The organism is Halomonas sp. McD50-4, assembly GCF_022348135.1.
GTDB classification, from domain to species: Bacteria; Pseudomonadota; Gammaproteobacteria; order Pseudomonadales; family Halomonadaceae; genus Vreelandella; species Vreelandella piezotolerans.
In genome coordinates, this window is sequence record NZ_JAKRFG010000001.1 from 78,569 (window position 1) to 100,978 (window position 22,410).

Below are 22,410 nucleotides of genomic sequence, written 5' to 3' on the forward strand. Positions count from 1 at the left end.
ATGTTTCCTTAAAGCGTCGTTGGATCGGCGCGGCGCCCAATCCCTCGGTAATGCAGGCCACAGCTCGCCACAAAAGCCGGATCGTAAATGTTACGACCGTCCAAAATAAGCCTTGCGTTGAGGAGACTCGCTAAGCGATGCCAATCGGGGTTCCAGTAGGCCTTCCATTCGGTCACTAACATCAACGCATCCGCATCTTGGCAAGCCAAATAGGGATCTGCGTCGAAAGTCATTAGACCGTCCCGCTGGCCAACGGTAGCGTGCAGCGCATGAGTGGCGGCCGGGTCGTGGAGCTTGACCGTGACGCCCTGTGCCCACAAGGCTTCGAGCAACGTGAGCACCGGCGCGTGGTCGATGCGTGCGGTGCCGGGCTTGAAGGCCGCTCCCCATATCGCCACGGTTTTACCCGCTAGATCGCCTTCGAAGAACCCCCATAGTTTTCTGAACAGAGTCTCTTTCTTCTGCTCATTGATGTCCATGACTTGCTCGAGCAACGCCGAGTAACGTCCGCTAGCGGACTGTACGTCGGCTAGGCGCATCAAATCCCTCGAAAAATTGGGCCCGCCGAAGCCGCAGCCCGGATAGAGGTACTCAAAACCGATACGTGTATCGGCCCCCATTCCCTGGCGAACGTGTTCGACATCGACTCCCAGCGTGTCCGCCAACCCAGCAATCTCATTCATGTAGCTAATGCGTGTCGCGAGCATGCCATTGATGGCCAGCTTGGTCAGTTCCGCTGCCCGACAAGGCATACACTGAAACACTTCGCTACGACGGTTGAAAGCGCGCAGTAGCTCTCGAGTCACCTGTTCGCCCTTGGCGTCATCACAACCCAGCAGCCAGCGCATGGGCCGCGTAAACGATTGCCATGCACGTCCTTCCTCTAATGTATCAGGCAGGGCAACACGACTATGCTGCTGCCCCATGAGAGAGTGCAGCCGTTCCGTCTCGCCTACCGGGAACGTCGAGTTATTGACCAATACTGCCCCACTGTAGGCGTCGAACATGCCGTGCCCGAGAAGCGTGCTGGCCGCTTGTCGCTGGCTAGGAGAGAGCCCTAGCCAAACAACATCGGGCGTCTTACACATCTCCGGGGCGTCGATGACACGTAAGTTACCAGCAGCCATGGCCTGTTCGATATGCCCCATGAGAGAAGGCTCGCGCCGCAGCCAATCTGCATTGACCAGAGTGGACCACGGAACGCTGTCGTGGAGCAGCCAATCTACACGGTGTCCGACCCAGGCCAGGGCGGCCGCCGCCGTGGCCGCGCTGAGCTCACTTCCATGCAGCAGTACCTTCATCAGCGGCTCTCCTTATCCGATAAGCGCCGGTAAAATAAAGTGTTAGGCCTCATGCTGCGTTCCTTTCCATGCGTTCCACGCCAGGAGTGGTTAGAATAACCATCATACTCAACGTAAGAGTGGATGGCACCTCGCCTAACAATGGCCAAGGGCGCATCGACTACTCACCATTCATCGCTGATAGGGGTTACACCATGCCAGAGACACTTCAGGATAGCACTACTGGGCGCCACCAAGACAACGTCGACGCCGCAGAAGTTGCGAAATTTGAAGCACTTGCCAGTCGCTGGTGGGATCCAAACAGTGAATTCAAACCGCTCCACGATATCAATCCACTGCGACTTGATTTTATCGATGCCAGAGCGGGGCTTGCCGGAAAAAAGGTCTTAGACGTTGGCTGCGGTGGCGGCATTCTGAGTGAAGCGATGGCCCATCGAGGTGCCCATGTGACGGGTATCGACCTGGGCGAAGCACCGCTTGGCGTTGCCCGCTTGCATGCTGAAGAAAGTGGGGTCGAGGTCGATTATCGCCATGTTAGCGTCGAAGGCTTAGCAGCCGAACAGCCTGGTCATTACGATGTGGTGACCTGCATGGAGATGCTGGAGCACGTCCCTGATCCTGCTTCGGTCATTCGTGCCTGTAGCGTACTGGTGCGTCCCGGTGGTTATGTGTTTTTCTCTACGTTGAACAGAACACCAAAATCCTACGCGTTTGCCATTGTAGGCGCAGAGTACGTGCTCAAATTATTGCCCCGCGGCACTCACGATTACTCGAAATTCATCCGCCCTTCTGAGATGGCCCAATGGGCACGCTCGTCAGCGCTAGAAGTACGCGAACAAACAGGGCTGACGTATAACCCCATTACGCGTCATTATCGCTTGGTGCCCCACGATGTGTCGGTTAACTATATGATGTATTGCCGTAAAGTGAGCGAATGATGACGTCAGCTACTCCCCCCATTGCGATTCTATTCGACTTGGACGGCACGCTGGTCGACACCGCACCGGATCTCGCGGCGGCGACGAATGCACTGCGTGCGCATCACGGTTTAGATCCTTTGCCGTTTCACGTCATACGCGCCCAAGTCTCGAATGGCGGCAGCGCATTGGTGACGTTGGCACTCGGACTGGAGGCGGGTAGTGCTGAGCACGATGCGGCCAGGCAGTTCTTGTTGGATGCGTACGAGCAGGCCTTGGCCGTCGATAGCAGACTGTTCGCTCCCCTAGATGAGTGGTTGATTACCTGGGAGGGGGAAGCACGTAAGTGGGGAATCGTCACCAACAAACCACGCCGCTATACCGAACCATTGATCGAGGCGCTGGCGCTTACCCCGGGGGCTTTGTTGTGTGCTGATGACTTGAGGGTCAAAAAACCAGCGCCTGAACCACTTTGGGAAGCAGCAAAGCGATTGGGCATTCCACCCGAGGCGTGTTGGTACGTCGGCGATCATGTGAGAGACATGGAAGCCGCCAAAGCGGCTGGCATGACCGCCGTGGCCGTGGGCTATGGCTATATCAGTGAAGAGGAGGACTATCAGCAGTGGCCCGCCGACCTATGGTTTGCGACCTGCGCTGAGCTGGTGGCCGCTTTGCACGGCCACCGAACGACTTAAAAAGAGAAACGGTCAGGCGCGTGGCGGCTGGGCATCGAATTTCTGGCCGCTGACGCCTTTACTATCGGGCCCCATGAGCCATAGATATGTTGGCATGATCTCTTCAGGCGTGCGCAGCGTGAAGGGATCTTCTCCAGGGTAAGCGGTACGGCGCATTTGTGTCCGCGTTGCCCCAGGGTTCAACGTATTGACCCGCACGTTGGGCTGCTTATCCAGCTCGTCAGCGAGCACTTCCACAAAGCCTTCCGTTGCAAATTTGGAGACCGAATAGGCTCCCCAGTAAGCGCGGCCCTTCCGCCCTACGCTAGACGACGTAAAAACTACCGAAGCATCATCGGATGCTTGCAGCAACGGCAGCAGCGCCTGTGTCATCCAAATGGGACCATTGATATTGACCTGCATCACCTGTTCCCACAGCTCAGGATTATACTGCTCGAAAGGAGTGATACGGCCCAGCAATCCCGCATTATGCAATAGGCCATCCAAACGCCCGAACTCTTTGTCCAGCGTTTCTGCCATGTCATGGAAGTCCTTGAGGGTCGCGCCTTCGAAGTTGAGCGGAAAAATGGCGGGCTGTGGGCCTCCCGCTGCTTCGATTTCATCATAAACGCGTTCAAGCTTGGCAATCGTGCGCCCTAACAGCACCACGGTAGCCCCATGGCGGGCATAGGCTAATGCCGCCGCGCGACCAATCCCATCTCCCGCACCGGTTACCAACACGACGCGATTTTCGAGCAGATTGGGCGCTGGTTGATAGTCGATTTTACAGCTCATGAGGTTTCCTTGAGGCGTTTCTCTTCACACTTGTTAACCTGCGGATTGGCGTAAGAAATCGTTGGCCAACCCTGCGGCACTGCTTTGCGGATAGTCGTCGCGGACCTGCTCTAACAGTTCACGACTGCGTTGAGCTTCCCCTTGACGTGCTTTGACCAAGCCAAGCTTGTAGAGCGCATCGGGCACTTTGGTACTGCCGCTGTACTGCTCGATGACACGGGTAAACGCTTGGTCTGCAGCGTCCAGCTCACCCTCCGCAGCGTAGAGCTCGCCAAGCCAGTAATGACCGTTCGCGGTCAAGCTGCTATCGGGGTGGTTGGACACAAAGGCCTCGAACGCCGCAATAGCGTCCCCAAATTGGCGGGCTTGTACATGGGCAAAGGCAGCTTGATAGTCGGCCTGGGCATCTTCGGAAACGTTTCGCGAGGAAGGTGCCTGTACGACCTGCTCTGCAGCCTCGGGCTCGACCTCAGGAGTGGCCTGCTCGATTTGACTTGGCGCGCTGCTCATCAAGCGATCTTCGATATCCAGGTATTGCTGCTGCGACTGGTTTCGCAATTGCTCCAATTGATGCCGCAGCTCTTCGATTTGGCCCCGTAGCTGCTGGATTTCCTGCTGATGTTCCTGCACTTGATTGAACAGCACCAGATTGCCACCCGATGCTTCTTGCCGCTGCGTTTGCTGATAAAAGCCGCTGGAAGAACCAGAAGAGAGATCTTGCACGAGGGGCTGTTGTGCCAACGCTGTACCGGACAAAAATGATAAGGGCAATACGGAAAGCGGGAGCGCCAGGGCTCCCGCACCGCACAGCCTCTCAACATAGCGCTTGAGACTGTGATTCATATTAGCTCCGAGCGATGCGATTGGCGTGCCTGCACACGCCAATACGATCAGTAGTTAAAGACGACGCGACGGTTCTGCGAGTAAGCACTTTCGTTTTGGCCGCTCGCTGCCGGACGCTCTTCACCGTAGCTAACTACGCTCATTTGTGACGGAGAAACGCCCTGAATGTTCAGGAAGCGCTGCACGGCGCCGGCACGACGCTCGCCTAGTGCCATGTTGTATTCACGAGTACCACGTTCGTCGGTGTGGCCGTGCAAAACCACACGGGCATTCGGGTTGGCACGCAGGTAGCGCGCATGCGCCATCACGACGGATTCATACTCGCTCTTGATCGTGTCACGATCGTAATCGAAGTAGATCGTACGCACTTCAGGAATGCGCGAATCGGCCTGCTGGCCAGCGCCTGAACCCGATGTTGAACCATACTGACCACCTGTGCCCACACCCGACGTGTTAGCACCCATACTGCTGCCATCCTGGCTTCCGTACGAGTCACCGTCCTGGGTTCCGCCGGTGCTGGAACAGCCAGCGATCACTACGATAGATAACGCGACTGCCAATGAGCGAGCCAACGGCTTAAGTTGCATAATCAGACTCCTTGCCTGAAAACAGAGATTAGTGCTGTTCATCTATTAATTTAAGAAAGGCGACCACGCAGGGTCACGTACATCACCTTGTGCTGCGGGCAACCTAAATGACGAGCGGCCATCGGCTGAAACGGCACTTAGTACTCCGCTATTACCCTGTTGGGTAGCGAAGATTACCATGGTCCCGTTCGGTGCAACACTAGGAGATTCATCTCTTGTGGATTCGCTCAACACCACCAAGCGACCGCCATCAAGATTTTGCTTGGCCACTTGGAAACCGCGGCTCGAACGGTGAATCATAAAGATCTCTTCACCGTCAGGTGAAAAGCGTGCACGGGCGTTATAGTTACCCGTGAAGGTCAATCGGTTGGTCTCTCCACTACCCAGCGAGGTTTGATAGATTTGTGGGCCGCCGCTGCGATCGGAGGTAAAAATCAAGCTGCGACCATCCGGAGACCAAGCGGGTTCGGTGTCGATACTATTGCTTTGAGTGATACGCTCCAAAGAACGACTGGCCACGTCCAGCACGTAAATTTCCGGCTGACCGTCTTTAGAAAGTGACATGGCGATACGGCGGCCATCGGGAGACCACGTCGGTGCGCCATTGATGCCGTCGAACGAGGTGGCTTGAACGCGCTGGCCTGTATTGACGTCCTGGATGTAAATAGATGGCTTGCCAGTCTCGAACGAGACGTAAGCGAGTTTGCGGCCATCCGGAGACCATGCCGGTGACATGATCGGCTGATCGGATGTCAATACTTGCTGACTGCGGCGGCCATCGGCATCGGCAACGTACAGGCCAAACTGCATGTTGTCGCCCAGCCCCTGAGCCGTCACATAGGCAATGCGCGTCGAAAATGCACCGCGAATATCCGTAATGGCTTCGAAGATTTGATCGCTGATGTAGTGCGCTGCGCCGCGAAGATCGTTACTGCTCGCCGTGACGGTTTCACTGATCATGGGGCGCTGGCCACTAATGTCGACCAAATCGAACTGTAACTCATACCCCCCACCTGTTTGATGGGCACGCCCCACGACGAGGTAGCGAACGTCCAGCGACCTCCAGGTGCCAAACTCGACGTCCGACGCTTGGCTGGGACGGTCAAACATGGCGCTACGCTCGAGCGGTGCGAAAAAACCGCTACGCTCGAGGTCGTCTTGCACGATTTGAGCAACGTCCTCGGGTAAGCCTTCGTTGCCTGCAAAGGGAACGACGCCAATGGGCAGCGCTTGATCACTGCCGCGGGTAATTTCAATGGTTAGATTGGCACTTGCTACGCTGCTGATCAGTAGCAGTACGCAAAAGAGCCACACTTTGCTTAACGTTTGCATCAGCGAACATCCCCCGGGGTAAATCGCAGATTAAATTGACGTAAAGTACGCTGCTGCTCCGCTGGCAAGTCACGTAACTCGCTGAACGGGGCAGCATGCTCGACCGCTTGCATGGCCGAACGATCAAATGCACTGTCGCCGCTGGAGGCGGCCACAGAAGTCGCTAACAGCTCACCCGATGGGCCAAGCCGTACTTGTATCGTAGCACTCATCGAATCACTCGCAGCGGGCGGAATCAGCCACGCCTGCTCAACGGCACGGCGCACGATGTTGATGAAGCTGTTCGCTGCTTGCTGTGCTTGCTGAGCATTGGCAGCCGCCTCTGCTTCTCCAGCGAGCTGGCGCTGCATAGCGGCTTCTGCCGCCTCTGCGGCGCGACGCTCTTCGGCTTCCCGTTGGCGCTGGGCTTCTGCCTCACGCGCGCGCTGCTCCTCTGCTTCTCGTTGGCGACGAGCCTCCTCTTCGCGCTGACGCTCCGCCTCTGCCTCCCGAGCACGTTGCGCTTCGGCTTCTTCACGTGCGCGCTGCTCTTCGGCTTCGCGCTGACGTCTAGCCTCCTCTTCGCGAGCACGCTGCTCTTCCGCCTCGCGCTGACGTTGAGCTTCTTCCTCGCGTTGGCGCTGTTCCTCGGCCTCACGCTGACGCTGAGCCTCCGCTTCCGCTCGTGCACGCTCTGCTTCCACCTCTCGCTGACGCTGGGCTTCTGCTTCTTCGCGAGCACGCTGCGCTTCGGCTTCGCGAGCCTGAGCTTCGGCTGCCTGCTGTTCGGCCAACCGTTCAGCCTCTTCAGCACGACGCTGCGCCTCGGCTTCGGCCTCTGCTTGCGCTTGTTCGAGGGCGCGGGCTTGTTCAGCCGCTTCGGCCTCCGCTTGTCGCTGGGCTTCGGCGGCGGCCTGCTCCTCTGCAGAGGGCTCTTCGCTGGGCGGTTCTGGATCGGGCGTTTCAGGCTCAGTGGCACTGTTCATAGCCGCCTGCTGCTCGGTGACTTGCTGAGCCTGATCGGTAAACGTTTCCGTGCTCACGAACGTCGCTTGTACGATCGAAGAGGAGTCAGGCTCGGCCGTCATACTGGGTAGCTTTATCAAGCTAAACACGATGACGAGCAGGTGCACGGCAATGGCCAAAATCGTCGGCCACGTATAGCCAACGTCTTGAGGGTCACGCGGTGGTTTCACAGCCATGTGCGACTCGCCCTTAACCATCTTGCGGCGGCTCGGAAAGCAGCCCCACGTTGGCGACACCCGAGCGCTGCAGCGTGCTCATCAGAAGAACGATCTGGCCATAGGGTACATTGCGGTCACCCCTCACCATGACCGGTGTTCCCGGGCGGCGTTGCAGAATGGCCACGACCCTTTCCGACATCTCGTCGAGCGTCACGGCCGTCGAGTCCTCACCCAACGTAATGAAGTAGCCGCCCTCTCGATCGACTGAGATGATGATCGGGTCATTATCTTCCTGAGTCTCAATAGGCTCGGAGGTGACCTGTGGAAGGTCGACCTGCACACCCTGCGTCAGCATAGGAGCGGTAATCATAAAGATGACCAACAGCACGAGCATGACGTCGATGAAGGGGACGACATTGATTTCCCCCATCGGCTTGCTTTTGCCACTACGATTGAACGGACCTTGCATGGCAGACTCCCTTAACCAGCGCTAGGTTTGCCGTCACGCCCTTGCAGATTACGATGCAAAATGGCGTGAAACTCCTCAGCAAAGTCTTCGTATTTGCCCAGTAGGCGGGACGCATTGTTGGAGAGACGGTTATAAAAAATAACGGCGGGAATCGCAGCGAAGAGCCCCATGGCGGTGGCAATCAGCGCCTCTGCAATCCAGGGGGCCACCGTGGCGAGCGTGGCTTGTTGCGTCATGGAGAGCGACTGGAACGACCCCATGATGCCCCACACCGTGCCAAATAGGCCGATATAGGGACTGGCAGAGGCGACCGTTGCCAAGAACACGAGATGCTGAGTCAGACGATCCTCTTCCCGCGACCAGGCAACGCGCATGCTGCGTTGAACGCCTTCGAGAACGGTGTCAGCACTGCGAGTCTTGGGCATCAAGCGATTGAACTCACGAAAACCAGCTTGAAAAATATGCTCTGCGCCGTGCCGAGGATCGTCCGCAGGAATCTCACGGTAGAGTTCGTTCAAGTCAACGCCAGACCAAAACGACTCTTCGAACTGGTTGTACTCCTGCTTGGCTCGTCGTAGCGCGATACTGCGCTGAAAAATCACCACCCACGAGAGAATTGACCCCACCACGAGCAGCAACATGACCAGCTGTACGACCGTGCTGGCGCTCATTATCAAGTGGGGAATGGACATGGCGTTATCGTTCACAGTTGCCCTCTTCAATCAATTAGTGTCGTTATCGACGGGATACGGTGTTAAGTGATGATGGCCACGCTTTGGGGCGCAGTGTTGCTGCGTGCAAGCAGGCTATCTCGACTGTGGCAGAGCACAAGAGTTCCTTTTCACGAAAAACCTGCTGCGCGAACGTCATTCGGCAGCGTCCCTGCTCCGCGATGCTGGCCGTCACCGTGAGCGCCTCATCTAACCGGGCCGGTTTGGCATAGTGACAGGCCATGCGGTATACCACTAGCTGCGTACCTTCGTCTAGCAGCGTTTGCTGGTCGAGGCCTAAATCTCTCAACCACTCACTGCGTGCACGCTCCATAAACTTCAAGTAGTTAACGTAGTAGACAATTCCCCCCGCGTCAGTATCTTCCATATAAACCCGCACGGGGATGCTAAATGTTTCGCTCATGGTCGACGCTCTCCCTCGGCATTGATCGAATGCTCGTGGGGCACGCGGTCGAAGTGCAACCAAGCTTGGCGGGTAACCACGCGTCCCCTGGGGGTACGCATCATTAGGCCTTGCTGAATCAAATACGGCTCGATAACGTCTTCGATGGTATCGCGCTCTTCGCCAATGGCGGCAGACAGTGAGTCGACCCCGACCGGACCGCCATCGAACTTGTCGATCATGGCCAGCAGCAGGCGTCGGTCCATATGATCCAACCCGTGATGATCGACGTTTAGCATATTGAGTGCCGCATCGGCGAGCGTCACGTCCACCACGCCGTCGCCCTTGATGTCGGCGTAGTCGCGTACCCTGCGCAGCAACCGATTGGCAATACGAGGCGTCCCACGAGAGCGCCGGGCGACTTCGATGGCCCCTTCACGGCTGGTTTCCACGCCAAGCAAACGGGCGGAGCGCGCGACGATTTCGGTTAGCTCTTCGAGGTTATAAAATTCGAGGCGTTGCACGATGCCAAAGCGGTCGCGTAGCGGAGACGTGAGCAGTCCTGCTCGTGTCGTGGCACCTACCAGTGTGAACTTTGGGAGATCCAGCTTGATGGATCGCGCTGCGGGGCCTTCACCGATCATGATATCGAGTTGAAAATCCTCCATCGCCGGATACAGAACTTCCTCTACCACGGGAGAGAGGCGGTGGATTTCATCGATGAACAGCACATCGCCAGGCTCGAGATTCGTGAGCATGGCGGCAAGGTCGCCGGCGCGCTCGAGCACCGGACCAGACGTCGATTTCAACCCGACGCCCATTTCGGTGGCAATGATGTTTGCGAGCGTCGTTTTGCCCAACCCTGGCGGGCCGAAGACCAGGGTGTGGTCCAGACTCTCCTCGCGCAGCCGTGCCGCCCCAATGAAAATCTCCAACTGCTCGCGCACCCGTGGCTGGCCAATATAATCCTTGAGGTGCTTGGGACGAATCGCATGGTCGATGCGCACTTCGCCTTGCTCGGGCTCGGCGGCAATTAATCGGTCGTGTTCTAACATAGTGACTCTTCTGGAGTGCTTACCAAGGCGTACTCATGATACCCGTACAGCTCAACCAGACATTCGCTTGGTCAATGCGGCTTTGATGAGGGCTTCGGTGCTCTGGTTCGGATCAACATCGGCGAGCATTTTGGCCGCCTCGGTCAACTTATAACCCAGGCTGACGAGAGCGGCTTCTGCGTCTGCCAAATGGTCTCTAGGCGCGGCTCGTCCACTGGTAGCTTCTAAAGCGAGGGGAGCATGACTGCCCTGCTCCCAATCCGGAAAGCGGTCGCGCATTTCGATGATCAAACGCTCCGCCGTTTTTTTACCCACTCCTGGCAGCTTCGTCAGTGCTTTGCTGTCGTCGTCTCGCACGCAGCGCATAAAAGCGTCTTCATCCATACCGGATAGAATCGCCAAGGCAAGCTTGGGGCCGACGCCGTTGACTTTGATTAGCGCACGAAATAATGCCCGTTCATGCTCGCGTCCAAAGCCATAAAGCAAATGGGCATCGTCACGTATTGTCAGATGGGTATATAGCATCACCTGCTCGCCAGGGGCTGGCAGCGCCACGAAGGTGTTCATTGAGGCTTCGAGCTCGTAACCTACCCCGTGAACGTCAACCACCATCCACGGCGGCTGTTTTTCCAGCAATAAGCCCGTCAAACGTCCAATCATCCTTTGCCTCACAGCCATTCGAAGTAGCGGTCACTATAAAGCTACTCTGTACAGATGACCAGTAACCCTAAAGCCGCCAACGACCGGTAGCGCGGCGTTTACTGCGAGATGGCGTCGCCATGACGAGCGCACTCCCTGCATAGGCGTGCGTCAAGGCAATCGCCAGCGCGTCGGCAGCATCCGCTTGGGGGGTGGCCGATAGGCCAAGCAGCGTAGTGACCATGTGCTGAACTTGGCTTTTATCGGCTCCCCCTTGCCCGGTTACCGCCTGTTTGATCTGCCGCGCTGCGTACTCGGCAATGCTTAATCCATGGTTCGCTAGGCAGACCAGCGCCGCTCCACGGGCTTGACCGAGTTTCAGCGCGGAGTCTGCATTTTTGGCCATAAACACCCGCTCGACGGCGACGGCATCGGGGCGATGAAGCCCTATCACCTCGCCAATCCCTGCATAAATCTGAGCCAGGCGCTGCTCTAGCGCTCCCTCAGCCGTTCGAATGCAGCCGCTGGCTACATAGCGTGGCTTCATCCCTACTAGGTCAATCACTCCATACCCGGTGATCCTGGAACCTGGATCGATCCCCAGAATTCTAATCGTCGCAGGGGGCTGTCTTTCGTCCATGGACACTTCTCTTCGCCCTCTTCCTTTAGTACTACCTGAAACAAAAACACCGACGCTGGCGCGTCGGTGTTTGACTCGTCAATGCGATAAGGCGATCTTATTCGCCCGCAGCATCCGCCTTTACTTTTTGGCGCAAGCGAATGTTGAGCTCTTTGAGCTGGTCAGCGCTGACCTCACCCGGGGCGTCGGTCATCAAACAAGCCGCACTTTGCGTTTTCGGGAAGGCAATGACTTCACGAATGGTTTTTGCGCCCGCCATGAGCATGACCAGACGATCCAAACCAAAGGCAAGGCCGCCGTGGGGCGGTGCGCCGTACTGCAGCGCATCCAGCAAGAAGCCGAACTTCTCTTGCGCTTCTTCTTGCCCAATACCCAAAATCTCGAACACGGTGCTCTGCATGGTTTGGTCATGGATACGGATAGAGCCACCGCCAAGTTCCGTACCATTAAGCACCATGTCGTAAGCGCGGGAGAGCGCTTTGGCCGGGTCGGCCTTCAACGCTTCCGGCGAACAAGACGGTGCCGTAAACGGGTGATGAAGCGGGCTTAAGCGGCCATTGTCGTCGGCTTCGAACATGGGGAAGTCAACGACCCACAGGGGCGCCCACGCCTGGGTGTAGAGGTCAAGATCGGCCCCGAGCTTGACGCGCAGCGCACCAATGGCTTCATTGACGATACGCGCTTTGTCGGCACCGAAGAAGATGATGTCACCATCCTCGGCCCCCACACGGTCCAGCAGCTCTTCGACGACGTTCTCCATGAACTTGACGATCGGCGACTGCAAGCCATCCAGCCCTTTGGCACGTTCGTTGATCTTGATCCACGCCAGGCCTTTCGCACCATAAATACCCACGAACTTGGTGTATTCATCGATCTCTTTACGAGAAAGCTTGGCGCCACCCGGCACTTTGAGCGCCGCCACACGACCGTCGTCTGCGCTGGCCGGGCCGGAAAAGACCTTGAAATCCACCTGCTTCATGAGGTCATCGACATCCGTCAGCTCCAACGGAATACGCAGGTCGGGCTTGTCGGAACCAAAGCGGTCCATGGCTTCTTGCCAGGTCATGCGCGGGAACTCGGGAAGTTCGACACTCAACACTTCCTGGAACAACTGACGAATCATGGCTTCGGTAATGCCCATGATGTCGTTCTCTTCCACGAAAGAGGCTTCGATATCGATCTGCGTAAACTCCGGCTGACGGTCAGCACGCAGGTCCTCGTCACGGAAACACTTGGCAATTTGGTAGTAGCGATCGAAACCCGCCACCATCAACAGCTGCTTGAACAGCTGGGGGGACTGCGGCAGCGCAAAGAAGCTGCCTGCATGGGTGCGGCTAGGTACCAGATAGTCTCGCGCGCCTTCAGGTGTGGCACGGGTCAGTACCGGCGTTTCGATGTCCAAGAATCCTTGGTTTTCCAGGTAGGCACGAACGCTATGTGAAATACGCGAACGAAGACGCAGTTTCTCGATCATATCGGGCCGACGTAAATCGATATAGCGATGCTTCAAACGCACTTCTTCACCGACTTTGCCATGCTCGTCGAGCTGGAAAGGCGGCGTTGCGGCGGTATTGAGCACCTCGACGTCTTTTGCCAGCACTTCGATCATGCCGGTGGGCATGTTGGGGTTCTGAGTGCCTTCGGGGCGCAGCCGAACGCGGCCAGTGATGCGCAGAACGTATTCACTGCGAGCACGATCGGCATTAGCAAACGCCTCGGCGGTATCGGGGTCGACGACGAACTGGGCGATACCGTCACGGTCGCGCATGTCGAGAAAAATAACCCCACCGTGGTCACGACGGCGGTGAACCCAACCGCAAACGGTGACCGTTTGATCCACCAATGTTTCGTTAAGCTGGCCGCAATAATGGCTGCGCATGTCACATCCTGTTCTGTTTCGTGGCAATTAAGTTGTCTTGGGCCATGGCCCTGACAGCCGCGGCTATGCCGCGGCGCCTTTGTTTGTTGACGTGCTGCTGGCATCGCTTTTCGCGCTACCGGAAGCTTGTCCTTCAGCAGCAAGATTCTTTTTGCTGCCTGTCTTGAAATCAGTTTCGTACCAACCGCCACCCGCTAAGCGGAACCCGGCTGCAGAGACCAAGCGCTCCAGATCATCTTGCTGACATGCAGGGCAGCTTTTTAACGGATCTGCGCTAATTTTCTGAAGTTTTTCCATGCGATGGCCGCAGGCCTTGCACTCGTACTCATAGATGGGCATGTTGATGGCTCCTGAAAAAGCTCAACTCCAACAGGTTTCGTCTTGTCGGTATCGCGGTTCACCCGACGTTATCAGGCTGACAATATGTGGCCTGCCAGGATAAATTCCAAGACTGCGGTCGATAGAGCGGTCATTATACCCTTTTGTGCCCCCTGCCGAGCAAGGCCAAGCGGCTTTCGGCAATGAATGGAGAACATGCAATGCCCAACGCGGTCATACTGGATGCCCAAAGCCTTGGCCCAGACATCGATTTGACGGCGATTCGTAACGCTGTCACGCACTTAGAGATCCATCAGCAGAGCACCACGACGCAAGCTCGTGAACGCTTGGTCGAAGCAGAGATCGCGATCGTCAACAAGGTCAAACTCGACGCCGACACGCTCGCTCAGCTACCTTCTTTGCGACTCATTTGTGTGCTGGCCACTGGGCTGAACAACATCGATCTGGAGGCCGCTAAAGCGCATAACATCGCCGTCAAGAACGTCTCGGCCTATGGCACAGCCAGTGTCTCGCAACATACCCTCATGCTCATGCTGTCATTGGCCAATCGCCTCCCCCGCTATCAAGCGGACATTGCCGATGGAAAATGGCAGGACAGTGACTTTTTCTGCTTGCAGGAACATCCCACACTGCAGTTGTCTGGCAAGCAACTGGTCATGGTCGGCCAAGGGGAACTGGGGTCTGAAGTGGCACGTTTAGCCGAAGCCTTTGGTATGCAAGTCACGTTTGCCGCCCGACCCGGCAATGAGCACAACGATCAGCGGCCGTCCTTGGACGAACTGCTGCCCACCGCCGACGTCATCAGCCTACACTGTCCGCTGAACGAGGCTACGAAACACCTTCTCAACAAGGAGCGTCTTGCCAAGGCCAAGCCGTCACTCTTGATCGTCAACTGTGCCCGTGGCGGCATCATCGACGAAGTGGCGGCGCTCGAGGCCCTTCGTAACGGGGACATTGGTGGGTTAGCGGTCGATGTGCTGCCTACCGAGCCGCCCAAAGACGGGCATCCGCTCCTCGATGCTCTGGCAAAAGCAGAACCGCTCAATTTGATCGTAACGCCTCACAACGCTTGGATAACGCCTGAAGCACGGCAAAACATCGTTGGCCTCACTGCCGACAATATCCGCGCTTGGCAAACCGAGGCTCACTAACTTTTTCACCCAGTGCCAGTAGCACGTATCTAGTAGGTCGAGAAGTGGTCAGGGGCGTATTGGTTCTCGAGTGTCTCCAGCGTGACATGAGTGACCTGCGCCCCTTGTGGACCTTGCCATAGCCATTGACCAAGCTCTGAGACGGCCGCAACCTGGCCACACATGAGCACTTCCACACGACCATCAGGCAAGTTTTTCGCATAGCCGGTGACGCCTCTCAAGAGTGCTTGCTCTTGAGTAGCACGGCGATACCAGACGCCCTGCACTTTTCCCGTTACGAATGCACGTACACAGCATTGAGCCATCGTCCACTCCTTAACATCAAAGCAGTTCTCGCTTGACCAGCACGGCGCTATTGCGTGGCACTAGCGGACGTCCACGGCGTAACAGCAGCGAGCGCGTAAAAGCAGCACCAAACAGCAAAATAAGCGAGCTATAGTACACCCACAAAAGAATCATGACGACGGACCCCGCCGCTCCATAGGTCGACGCCGTCGCGGTATAAGCCAAGTAGATCGCAATCACGCTGCGCCCAATGGTGAAAAGCACGGCAGTGACGACAGCGCCAATCAATACATCCTGCCAGCGTAACACGACATCCGGCAGTACTTTAAAGATAGTGGCAAAGAGTAAAGCGACCATGGCCAGTGAAATCAAAGATTCTGCGGTCGTCGTCAGTAGACTTGCGAAAGGGAGAAGATCATTAGCAGCGTGAAGCATCCCTCTGAGCATGACACCGAGCACAAGCGAGACGAGCAGAATAAAGCCAATCGAAAGTACGACGGTCAGCGAGAGCAGTCGGTTTTTGATGAAAATAAATGCACTGTTACTGGTCGGTTTAGCGGTCACTCCCCAAATGGTATTGAGCGAGAACTGCATCTGGGCAAAGACGGTCGTGGCACCGACGAGTAACGCAATAAAGCCAAGTAAGGTCGGCAGGATACCCGACTCTTCAATGCGCGATTGCGCCACGGCTTGCTCGACCGCCAAGGCCGCATCCACTCCTAAAGTGCCTTGTAATTGGGCGACAATTTGGCCCTGGGCGGCCTCTTCTCCTAACACCACACCAATCACGGTAACGGCAATGATAACCGTCGGTGCGAGCGAAAACAGCGTATAAAATGCCAATGATCCGGCATAACTGAACGCATTGCGCTCGAGCCATAACGACGTTGCATCCTGAACCACGTTCCACCAAAACGTGAGTGTCTTTTTAATCATAGTGTTTCCCTTCAACGCAGTGTATAGCGTTCTTTTGCAACGCCGGTCTGACAACGAATGAATAAGCATACCTAATCAAAGCGTTGAGCGCAGTCATGATTGCATTGCAGGGATGTAGGGTGGCGATCATAATGGCACCGCTCTATTCTTCATTTTCCGCAATCAGGAAATGCGATGAACTCAGATGCAGCCCGATCTGCCACATCTTACGACTTTGATTGCTTAGTGTTCATAGGTCGATTTCAGCCACCCCACTTGGGGCATCTGGCCATTATTCGAGAAGCGCTCAAAAAAGCGCGCCAAGTGATCGTCATGGTGGGCTCATCCTGGCAAGCACGGTCGTTACGCAATCCCTGGCATTTCAATGAGCGCCAATCGATGCTTCGCTCAGGATTTGACGATGCGGACAATCAGCGGCTTGAAATCACTCCCCTGTTGGATGCGCTTTATAACGATGATGTGTGGGTGAGAGACGTACAGCGCAAGGTGCGCGATCTGGCTACCCCCGCCAATGCACGCTTACCGCGCATTGGGCTCATTGGTGCGAGTCGCGGCCAATCAAGCTACTATCTCTCGCTTTTCCCCCAGTGGGAGTCCGTCAGTGTCCCGTTGGTCGAAGGTATTTCAGCTAGTCACATTCGTGAGCGGCTGTTTCGTTCCCCTGGCTCTACCGATGACTACTTGAGTACCGGTGCTTACCATGACTTGCCACCCGGCGTCGTAGAGAGCGTCAGAGATTTTTGCAAAGGAAATGCTTACCATCGGCTGCTGGAAGAGCAGCAGCTTCTAGACCAATATCGTCACGCCTGGTCCCAGGCACCCTATCCGCCTATTTTCGTCACGGTGAACGCTGTTGTCGTTCAGTCGGGTCATGTGCTGTTAGTCAAGCGTACGGCGGCGCCGGGCAAAGGATTGTTCGCCCTCCCCGGTGGTTTCATCAACCCCCATGAGCGTTTGCTAGATGCTTGCTTGCGTGAACTTCGCGAACGGCTCCGGCTGAAAGTACCAGAGCCCGTTTTGAAAGGCTCGCTAAAGGGTCAGCGGCTGTTCGATGAGCCACACCGCAGCTGGCGAGGTCGCACGTTGGCCGAGGCGTTTTACTTTGCTTTGCGGCCCGACCAGCAGTTGCCCCGCCTTAAACCCGTCAAGGGCGGCGATCACGCACGCTGGGTGGCGCTTGCCGACCTGGAGCCCGAAAGCCTCTTTGAAGACCATTTTTTCATTATCCAAAACTTCCTCGGCCTGCCCGCAGATTTTGGCTCTCTTTAGAGCTACACGTTTAGGCCTGCAAGAAATCACGCGGCAGTTTCATCATCTGCCGCCACAGCCGCTCTACCCCCGGCTTGTGCACTAGCGAACAGCGATAGAGACGTATTTCTAGCGGTATATCCCAACTCTCATCCCCAGCTCTCACGAGCTTGCCGGTTTTTAACTCGTCGCGTATACAAAAATCAGGTATCCAAGCAACACCAACGCCTTGTAATACCATGCCCTTCAAACCTTCGGCCATCGCCGTCTCATAAACGGTTCGAAGTTTCATTCGTAATGGGTCATTTTTCAGCAGCATGCGCACGCTGCGGCCTAGAAAGGCCCCTTGGGTATAAGCCAAATACGGAATCGAGCTATCACGCTGCAGCGAAAATAGCGGCTTACCCTGCGTATCAGGTAGCGAGACGGGCAACATCTTGACCTTACCGATGGAGAATGATGGAAAGACCTCTGCATCTAACTGCATCGTCGCGAAAGGGTCGTAGTAGGCCAGCATCAGGTCGCAGTTACCCTCGCGAAGCACATGAATGGCTTCACCGACATTCATGGCGACCAAGCGCGTCGGCAACTCCCCCAGTCCTTTTTGCAGTCTTGAGATCCAGGGGGGGTAGAAACTCAGCGCGAGCGAATGCGCCGCGACGATGTCCAGCGCTTCGTTGGCAATCGACAAGCCGCGTAAATGACTCAACGATTCATTAAGCTGTTCGACTAAATTGCGTGCAGTCACCAAAAAGAGTTGCCCTTCCGAGGTCAACCCAATGGGGGTGGTGGATCGATCCACCAGGGTGACGCCAACGGCCTGCTCCAAGGCCCTGATACGCCGACTGAACGCGGGCTGGGTGACATGGCGCTGTCGGGCAGAGGCTGAAAAACTCCGAGTGTTTGCAAGGGCGACAAAGTCTTCCAGCCATTTTGTTTCTAGGTTCACCCATGTCTCCTATTGTTTGTTCGTTGAGAGTTTCGTCCGTTGGTGACGCTGAGACTCTATTGCACGGGGGCCATTAAATAAGCAGCGCGAGAAACGACCTTTTTCCACATAGGTCGCTGGCTCACTTCATCGAGCGTTACACGGCGACACCTTGCAAAATCGGCTTCTAACATGGTGGCCACATCGGCAGCAAAATCAGCACTTGGCACGAATGCCGTAATCTCAAAATTTAGCCGAAACGAACGATTATCTAAGTTCACTGTGCCGACTGTTGCTGAAGAGTCATCGATGAGCATGATCTTTTGGTGCAAGAACCCAGGTTGATAACGGTATATTTTTACGCCTGCCCTTAACATGTCAGGCAAAAACGAAAAGGCGGAAAGAAACACCAGTAAATGATCTGGCCGTTCTGGAATCATCACACGTACATCAACACCACGCATGGCGGCTAGTCGTAGCGAGTCTTGTACGCCTTGATCGGGTACGAAATAGGGACTTGTAACCCAAAAGCGGTGATTGGCACTATGAATCAGCTGCTGTACGAGTAACCCTGCGGTATCCTGCTTGTCGGCTGGGCCAGAAGGCACGATGACTACTTGCTGATCTTGCTGTGGGTGGCACTCTGCATGCCAGTTCAAGGTAATGACGTCTCCCGTTGCCCAGTGCCAATCTTCCCAAAAGGCTTCTTGTAATCCCAACACGCAAGGGCCTTGCACGTTTAAATGGGTATCTCGCCAAGGGCCATGTTTGGCGCTCTTACCTAGATACTCGTTCCCCACATTGAAGCCGCCAATCCACCCTTGCTTACCATCTACTACAGCAATCTTGCGATGGTTTCGGAAATTGAGCTGGAAACGGTGTTTGAGTCCGCGTGACGAACGGAATGGCGATACTTCGACGCCGCTTTCTCTCAACTCGTTAAAGTAGCTGTCGTTGAGTTTACGGCTGCCAATTTCGTCATACAGAAAATAGACGCGCACTCCTCGCTTGGCCGCCGCGCTCAATTGTCGGTGGAGCTGTCGACCCAACTCGTCGTCACGGACGATGAAGAACTGGATGAGCAGGTAGTCCTGCGCTTGTTCGATACCTTGGAACAAACTCTCGAACGTTGCTTTGCCATCGATCAAAAGCTTGGTGCTATTGCCCTTCGTCAACGGCATCATGGCCAACTGCTCGACGGCCTGTATGTCGGTATTGTTAGAGTGTGCAACGTGAGGTTTTACGTTATGCCTATAACGTACGAGCACCCGGCGCAGTACCGAATCGCGAGCGCCTCTTGCGGTCACATAACCATAAAAACGTGGACGACCAAATAGCCAGTAGGCAGGGACTGCGGCGTAGGGAAACGTCAGTAATGAAATGATCCACGCGACTGCACCTTGTGACGTGCGACTCGACATCAGAGCCATCACGGCCGAGATCATACCCAGCACGTGAATCAACATAATCCCTGTCCCTAGCAACCAAGAGGTCATGGGCTATTCCTCAACATCCGTTAGGTCTCACGACGTCGCTCCATACACAGGAGCCCCGCTAAAACGGGGCTCCTGTCGTGATACAACGTCTATTGCATCAGCCTATCACGCTTTTTCAGCAATGATCTCTTTCCATTTGGCCGGACCGGTCTGGTGCACCGATGTGCCTTGGCTATCCACCGCAACGGTAACGGGCATGTCTTCCACTTCGAATTCGTAGATGGCTTCCATTCCTAGGTCCTCGAACCCTACGACCCGCGATTTCTTGATGGCCTGCGCCACTAAGTAGGCAGAGCCACCCACCGCCATGAGATAGACGGCTTGGTTATCACGAATCGCCTCGATGGCAGCTTGACCACGCTCGGCCTTACCCACCATGCCCAATAGCCCCGTCTCCTCCAACATCGTACGGGTAAATTTGTCCATTCGCGTCGCCGTCGTAGGGCCAGCCGGGCCGACCACCTCGTCACCCACCGGATCGACCGGCCCAACGTAGTAGATGAAACGACCTTTCATATCGACAGGCAGCGGCTCGCCTTTGGCGATCATATCGACCATGCGCTTGTGAGCCGCATCACGGCCCGTGAGCAGTTTACCGTTCAATAACAGCGTGTCGCCAGGCTGCCAGGTTTTCACTTCCTCGGGGGTGACGGTATCCAGATTGACACGCTTCACGTTGTCGCCCGCTTCACGGGTAATTTCCGGCCAGTCTTCGAGCTTAGGCGCCGGTAAGGCCACAGGGCCGGATCCGTCCAGCGTGAAATGGGCGTGGCGGGTAGCGGCACAGTTGGGAATGATCGCCACTGGCTTGTTCGCCGCGTGGGTGGGGTAATCTTTGACTTTGATATCCAGCACGGTGGTCAAGCCCCCCAGCCCCTGCGCGCCGATACCACTCTTGTTCACCTTGTCGAATAGCTCGAGACGCAGCTCTTCGGCACGGTTGCTGGCACCGCGAGCCTGTAGTTCTTGGATATCGATAGGGTCGAGCAGCGCTTCTTTGGCAATCTCCATCGCTTTTTCAGCGGTGCCACCAATCCCAATACCCAGCATGCCCGGTGGGCACCAGCCCGCCCCCATTTTGGGAAGCTGCTCCATTACCCAATCGACTACGCTGTCGGAAGGGTTAAGCATGGCGAATTTCGATTTTGCTTCGCTACCGCCTCCCTTCGCGGCCACATGGATGTCGACTTTATCGCCCGGCACGATTTTATGGTGGATGATGGCGGGCGTGTTGTCTTTGGTGTTTTGACGCTTGCCGTCCGGATCGGCCAGAACCGAGGCTCGCAATACGTTATCCGGCAACTGGTATGCACGACGCACGCCTTCGTTGACCATGTCGTCAAGGCTCATCTCGGCGTCCCATGTGACGTTCATGCCCACATGTACGAAGACCGTCACGATGCCGGTGTCTTGGCAAATCGGGCGGTGACCCGTAGCGCACATGCGGGAATTGATCAAAATCTGTGCGATGGCATCTTTGGCTGCCGGGTTCTCTTCCCGCTCGTAGGCCGCCGCCATGGCGTCAATGAAATCTTTGGGATGGTAGTAAGAGATGTACTGCAGAGCATCGGCAACGCTTTGGATCACGTCGTCCTGGCGAATCACGGTCATGGATTAACAGCTCCTCGGTTAACGTCTAGGCTGCAGCCTTGGCGGCCGTCTAAGTGTGCGGGAAGTATACCGTATTGAGGCCCAAGGCGGCAGCCAATCCAGTGGGCTACGCGCTTTGTTCACTTAGCTCTTTGGTAGGATTATGAATCATCAAAATTGAGATAACGGTATAAAATTTACGGCGAAGGAGGTGGCTGACACCGAGGGCACCAATAGAGTCGCCGTGACCCTATTGTCGTACGCTCAATCACATAACCACAGCGGTGGCACGATAATCCGGCACGCTCGAACACGCTGAACCGCCATTGGCGGCGAGACTCACCAGAGGCAACGGCTTGTTCGATCCACGCGTCCTGATTGGTGACACCTGCTGTTCGGTAAGCCGTGCGGGTAATATCGATGATGCGCGACGACAACACCGCTAGCTGCTCACTCGTGAGGTCACAAGGACGCTGCTTGGGATGCAACTGGGAAAAAAACAGAATCTCAGAACGTAAGTAGTTACCCAGGCCGGCGACCAGCCCCTGGTCGAGCAGTAGTGCTCCCAAACTTCTGCGCCTAAACGCCGGTAACAAAAGACGTTGCTCTACGTCGGCAGCACTGACTTGCTGGCTCAGCAAGTCAGGTCCTAAACGGGATAAAAACGGATGATGCGCCAGCCTGTCCTCTTCCCAAAGCGAAACGTCAGAAGCACTGTATAAACTGGCAGCACGCCCTTCCGCCACCAAACGAACTCGTAAGGAGCGCGACGTATTGGGTGGCTTGTCGTCAGCATGCAGTTTCCATACGCCATAAAGCTGGTTGTGCGAGTAAAGCACACGACGGTCGGCAAACCGAATCAGCATGGCTTTTCCCCACGAGTCCACTGCCGACACCCTGACACCGATCAGCGAGCTGGCTTGACTGGCAAGCTCGGGAAAGGCGAACCAGGCATCCTCGAGAATTTTTCCACCAATCTGCTTTTCAATGCGATCCGCCGCTCGGCGGATCTCGGGACCTTCGGGCATCG

At 56.0% G+C, this 22,410-nt stretch carries 24 protein-coding genes; 4 read left to right on the top strand and 20 right to left on the bottom strand.

Features of this window, described 5'->3' with window-relative positions:
* Positions 1-8 precede the first annotated feature (8 nt).
* Positions 9-1,301: a nucleotide sugar dehydrogenase gene (locus MHM85_RS00380; RefSeq protein ID WP_139527574.1), complete on the bottom strand. Its 1,293-nt coding sequence runs from the start codon at positions 1,299-1,301 to the stop codon at positions 9-11.
* A 194-nt stretch (positions 1,302-1,495) separates the two neighbouring features.
* On the opposite strand from MHM85_RS00380, the gene ubiG reads away from it, so the two are divergent.
* Positions 1,496-2,239 (top strand): bifunctional 2-polyprenyl-6-hydroxyphenol methylase/3-demethylubiquinol 3-O-methyltransferase UbiG, encoded by a 744-nt coding sequence (ubiG, locus tag MHM85_RS00385; protein WP_139527572.1) that lies wholly within the window; start codon positions 1,496-1,498, stop codon positions 2,237-2,239.
* Positions 2,239-2,913, top strand: coding sequence for an HAD-IA family hydrolase (locus MHM85_RS00390; RefSeq protein WP_139527755.1), 675 nt, complete (start codon positions 2,239-2,241; stop codon positions 2,911-2,913). Before ubiG ends, MHM85_RS00390 begins: the two co-directional genes overlap by 1 nt.
* Before the next feature lie 12 nt (positions 2,914-2,925).
* Here MHM85_RS00390 and MHM85_RS00395 read toward each other — a convergent pair whose 3' ends face one another.
* The 13 genes from MHM85_RS00395 to MHM85_RS00455 form a co-directional block, all read right to left on the bottom strand.
* The gene (locus MHM85_RS00395) at positions 2,926-3,687 is read right to left on the bottom strand and encodes a YciK family oxidoreductase (protein WP_139527570.1); all 762 of its coding nucleotides are present in this window, start codon (positions 3,685-3,687) and stop codon (positions 2,926-2,928) included.
* Positions 3,688-3,720: 33 nt separating this feature from the next.
* The gene (ybgF, locus tag MHM85_RS00400; RefSeq protein ID WP_139527568.1) at positions 3,721-4,530 is read right to left on the bottom strand and encodes a tol-pal system protein YbgF; all 810 of its coding nucleotides are present in this window, start codon (positions 4,528-4,530) and stop codon (positions 3,721-3,723) included.
* Positions 4,531-4,577: 47 nt separating this feature from the next.
* On the bottom strand, positions 4,578-5,117 hold the full coding sequence (pal, locus tag MHM85_RS00405; RefSeq protein WP_139527566.1) for a peptidoglycan-associated lipoprotein Pal: 540 nt from the start codon (positions 5,115-5,117) through the stop codon (positions 4,578-4,580).
* A gap of 45 nt (positions 5,118-5,162) precedes the next feature.
* Positions 5,163-6,449 carry a Tol-Pal system beta propeller repeat protein TolB gene (tolB, locus tag MHM85_RS00410; protein ID WP_239286380.1) on the bottom strand — a complete coding sequence of 429 codons (1,287 nt, stop codon included), beginning with the start codon at positions 6,447-6,449 and terminating at the stop codon, positions 5,163-5,165.
* Positions 6,449-7,630, bottom strand: a complete 1,182-nt coding sequence (tolA, locus tag MHM85_RS00415; protein WP_139527562.1) for a cell envelope integrity protein TolA — start codon at positions 7,628-7,630, stop codon at positions 6,449-6,451. Before tolA ends, tolB begins: the two co-directional genes overlap by 1 nt.
* Positions 7,631-7,643: 13 nt before the next feature.
* Complete coding sequence (tolR, locus tag MHM85_RS00420) at positions 7,644-8,081, bottom strand: protein TolR (RefSeq protein ID WP_139527561.1); 438 nt, start codon at positions 8,079-8,081, stop codon at positions 7,644-7,646.
* An 11-nt stretch (positions 8,082-8,092) separates the two neighbouring features.
* Positions 8,093-8,788: a protein TolQ gene (tolQ, locus tag MHM85_RS00425; protein WP_139527559.1), complete on the bottom strand. Its 696-nt coding sequence runs from the start codon at positions 8,786-8,788 to the stop codon at positions 8,093-8,095.
* Positions 8,789-8,816: 28 nt separating this feature from the next.
* On the bottom strand, positions 8,817-9,215 hold the full coding sequence (ybgC, locus tag MHM85_RS00430) for a tol-pal system-associated acyl-CoA thioesterase (protein WP_139527557.1): 399 nt from the start codon (positions 9,213-9,215) through the stop codon (positions 8,817-8,819).
* Complete coding sequence (gene ruvB / locus MHM85_RS00435; RefSeq protein WP_139527555.1) at positions 9,212-10,249, bottom strand: Holliday junction branch migration DNA helicase RuvB; 1,038 nt, start codon at positions 10,247-10,249, stop codon at positions 9,212-9,214. The genes ybgC and ruvB overlap by 4 nt, the downstream gene beginning before the upstream one ends.
* 51 nt (positions 10,250-10,300) lie before the next feature.
* A complete protein-coding gene (gene ruvA / locus MHM85_RS00440; protein WP_139527553.1) occupies positions 10,301-10,909 on the bottom strand; it encodes a Holliday junction branch migration protein RuvA in 609 nt (202 codons plus the stop codon).
* Between the two features lie 67 nt (positions 10,910-10,976).
* A complete protein-coding gene (gene ruvC, locus MHM85_RS00445) occupies positions 10,977-11,528 on the bottom strand; it encodes a crossover junction endodeoxyribonuclease RuvC (protein WP_139527548.1) in 552 nt (183 codons plus the stop codon).
* 97 nt (positions 11,529-11,625) lie between these two features.
* Entirely contained in the window at positions 11,626-13,407 is a 1,782-nt protein-coding gene (gene aspS, locus MHM85_RS00450) for an aspartate--tRNA ligase (RefSeq protein ID WP_139527546.1), read from the bottom strand.
* A gap of 63 nt (positions 13,408-13,470) precedes the next feature.
* Positions 13,471-13,746 carry a zinc ribbon domain-containing protein gene (locus MHM85_RS00455; RefSeq protein ID WP_139527544.1) on the bottom strand — a complete coding sequence of 92 codons (276 nt, stop codon included), beginning with the start codon at positions 13,744-13,746 and terminating at the stop codon, positions 13,471-13,473.
* Positions 13,747-13,946: 200 nt separating this feature from the next.
* Here MHM85_RS00455 and MHM85_RS00460 point away from each other — a divergent pair, with 200 nt between their 5' ends.
* Positions 13,947-14,897, top strand: a complete 951-nt coding sequence (locus MHM85_RS00460; RefSeq protein WP_153843336.1) for a D-2-hydroxyacid dehydrogenase — start codon at positions 13,947-13,949, stop codon at positions 14,895-14,897.
* Positions 14,898-14,926: 29 nt separating this feature from the next.
* On the opposite strand, the gene MHM85_RS00465 is transcribed toward MHM85_RS00460, so the two are convergent.
* Entirely contained in the window at positions 14,927-15,202 is a 276-nt protein-coding gene (locus MHM85_RS00465) for an acylphosphatase (protein ID WP_139527540.1), read from the bottom strand.
* 16 nt (positions 15,203-15,218) lie between these two features.
* Positions 15,219-16,118: a YihY/virulence factor BrkB family protein gene (locus MHM85_RS00470; RefSeq protein WP_139527538.1), complete on the bottom strand. Its 900-nt coding sequence runs from the start codon at positions 16,116-16,118 to the stop codon at positions 15,219-15,221.
* A 174-nt stretch (positions 16,119-16,292) separates the two neighbouring features.
* Here MHM85_RS00470 and MHM85_RS00475 point away from each other — a divergent pair, with 174 nt between their 5' ends.
* Positions 16,293-17,387 (top strand): bifunctional nicotinamide-nucleotide adenylyltransferase/Nudix hydroxylase, encoded by a 1,095-nt coding sequence (locus MHM85_RS00475; RefSeq protein ID WP_139527536.1) that lies wholly within the window; start codon positions 16,293-16,295, stop codon positions 17,385-17,387.
* Between the two features lie 10 nt (positions 17,388-17,397).
* On the opposite strand, the gene MHM85_RS00480 is transcribed toward MHM85_RS00475, so the two are convergent.
* From MHM85_RS00480 to nei, 4 genes are all read right to left on the bottom strand, one after another.
* Positions 17,398-18,315, bottom strand: a complete 918-nt coding sequence (locus MHM85_RS00480; RefSeq protein WP_139527535.1) for a LysR substrate-binding domain-containing protein — start codon at positions 18,313-18,315, stop codon at positions 17,398-17,400.
* A 56-nt stretch (positions 18,316-18,371) separates the two neighbouring features.
* Positions 18,372-19,790 carry a cardiolipin synthase gene (gene cls, locus MHM85_RS00485; protein WP_139527533.1) on the bottom strand — a complete coding sequence of 473 codons (1,419 nt, stop codon included), beginning with the start codon at positions 19,788-19,790 and terminating at the stop codon, positions 18,372-18,374.
* A 105-nt stretch (positions 19,791-19,895) separates the two neighbouring features.
* The gene (locus tag MHM85_RS00490; protein WP_139527531.1) at positions 19,896-21,401 is read right to left on the bottom strand and encodes a fumarate hydratase; all 1,506 of its coding nucleotides are present in this window, start codon (positions 21,399-21,401) and stop codon (positions 19,896-19,898) included.
* A gap of 176 nt (positions 21,402-21,577) precedes the next feature.
* Positions 21,578-22,408 carry an endonuclease VIII gene (gene nei / locus MHM85_RS00495; protein ID WP_139527529.1) on the bottom strand — a complete coding sequence of 277 codons (831 nt, stop codon included), beginning with the start codon at positions 22,406-22,408 and terminating at the stop codon, positions 21,578-21,580.
* Between the last annotated feature and the right edge of the window lie 2 nt (positions 22,409-22,410).

Coding starts and splice junctions, on each gene's coding strand:
- MHM85_RS00475 (WP_139527536.1), top strand. CDS start 16,293: ATGAACTCAGATGCAGCCCGATCTGCCACATCTTACGACTTTGATTGC.
- ruvA (WP_139527553.1), bottom strand. CDS start 10,909: ATGATTGGACGTTTGACGGGCTTATTGCTGGAAAAACAGCCGCCGTGG.
- aspS (WP_139527546.1), bottom strand. CDS start 13,407: ATGCGCAGCCATTATTGCGGCCAGCTTAACGAAACATTGGTGGATCAA.
- cls (WP_139527533.1), bottom strand. CDS start 19,790: ATGACCTCTTGGTTGCTAGGGACAGGGATTATGTTGATTCACGTGCTG.
- tolB (WP_239286380.1), bottom strand. CDS start 6,449: ATGCAAACGTTAAGCAAAGTGTGGCTCTTTTGCGTACTGCTACTGATC.
- tolR (WP_139527561.1), bottom strand. CDS start 8,081: ATGCAAGGTCCGTTCAATCGTAGTGGCAAAAGCAAGCCGATGGGGGAA.
- ybgF (WP_139527568.1), bottom strand. CDS start 4,530: ATGAATCACAGTCTCAAGCGCTATGTTGAGAGGCTGTGCGGTGCGGGA.
- MHM85_RS00465 (WP_139527540.1), bottom strand. CDS start 15,202: ATGGCTCAATGCTGTGTACGTGCATTCGTAACGGGAAAAGTGCAGGGC.
- ruvC (WP_139527548.1), bottom strand. CDS start 11,528: ATGGACGAAAGACAGCCCCCTGCGACGATTAGAATTCTGGGGATCGAT.
- tolA (WP_139527562.1), bottom strand. CDS start 7,630: ATGGCTGTGAAACCACCGCGTGACCCTCAAGACGTTGGCTATACGTGG.
- MHM85_RS00490 (WP_139527531.1), bottom strand. CDS start 21,401: ATGACCGTGATTCGCCAGGACGACGTGATCCAAAGCGTTGCCGATGCT.
- MHM85_RS00395 (WP_139527570.1), bottom strand. CDS start 3,687: ATGAGCTGTAAAATCGACTATCAACCAGCGCCCAATCTGCTCGAAAAT.
- MHM85_RS00470 (WP_139527538.1), bottom strand. CDS start 16,118: ATGATTAAAAAGACACTCACGTTTTGGTGGAACGTGGTTCAGGATGCA.
- nei (WP_139527529.1), bottom strand. CDS start 22,408: ATGCCCGAAGGTCCCGAGATCCGCCGAGCGGCGGATCGCATTGAAAAG.
- pal (WP_139527566.1), bottom strand. CDS start 5,117: ATGCAACTTAAGCCGTTGGCTCGCTCATTGGCAGTCGCGTTATCTATC.
- ruvB (WP_139527555.1), bottom strand. CDS start 10,249: ATGTTAGAACACGACCGATTAATTGCCGCCGAGCCCGAGCAAGGCGAA.
- ybgC (WP_139527557.1), bottom strand. CDS start 9,215: ATGAGCGAAACATTTAGCATCCCCGTGCGGGTTTATATGGAAGATACT.
- MHM85_RS00380 (WP_139527574.1), bottom strand. CDS start 1,301: ATGAAGGTACTGCTGCATGGAAGTGAGCTCAGCGCGGCCACGGCGGCG.
- MHM85_RS00455 (WP_139527544.1), bottom strand. CDS start 13,746: ATGCCCATCTATGAGTACGAGTGCAAGGCCTGCGGCCATCGCATGGAA.
- MHM85_RS00390 (WP_139527755.1), top strand. CDS start 2,239: ATGACGTCAGCTACTCCCCCCATTGCGATTCTATTCGACTTGGACGGC.
- MHM85_RS00460 (WP_153843336.1), top strand. CDS start 13,947: ATGCCCAACGCGGTCATACTGGATGCCCAAAGCCTTGGCCCAGACATC.
- ubiG (WP_139527572.1), top strand. CDS start 1,496: ATGCCAGAGACACTTCAGGATAGCACTACTGGGCGCCACCAAGACAAC.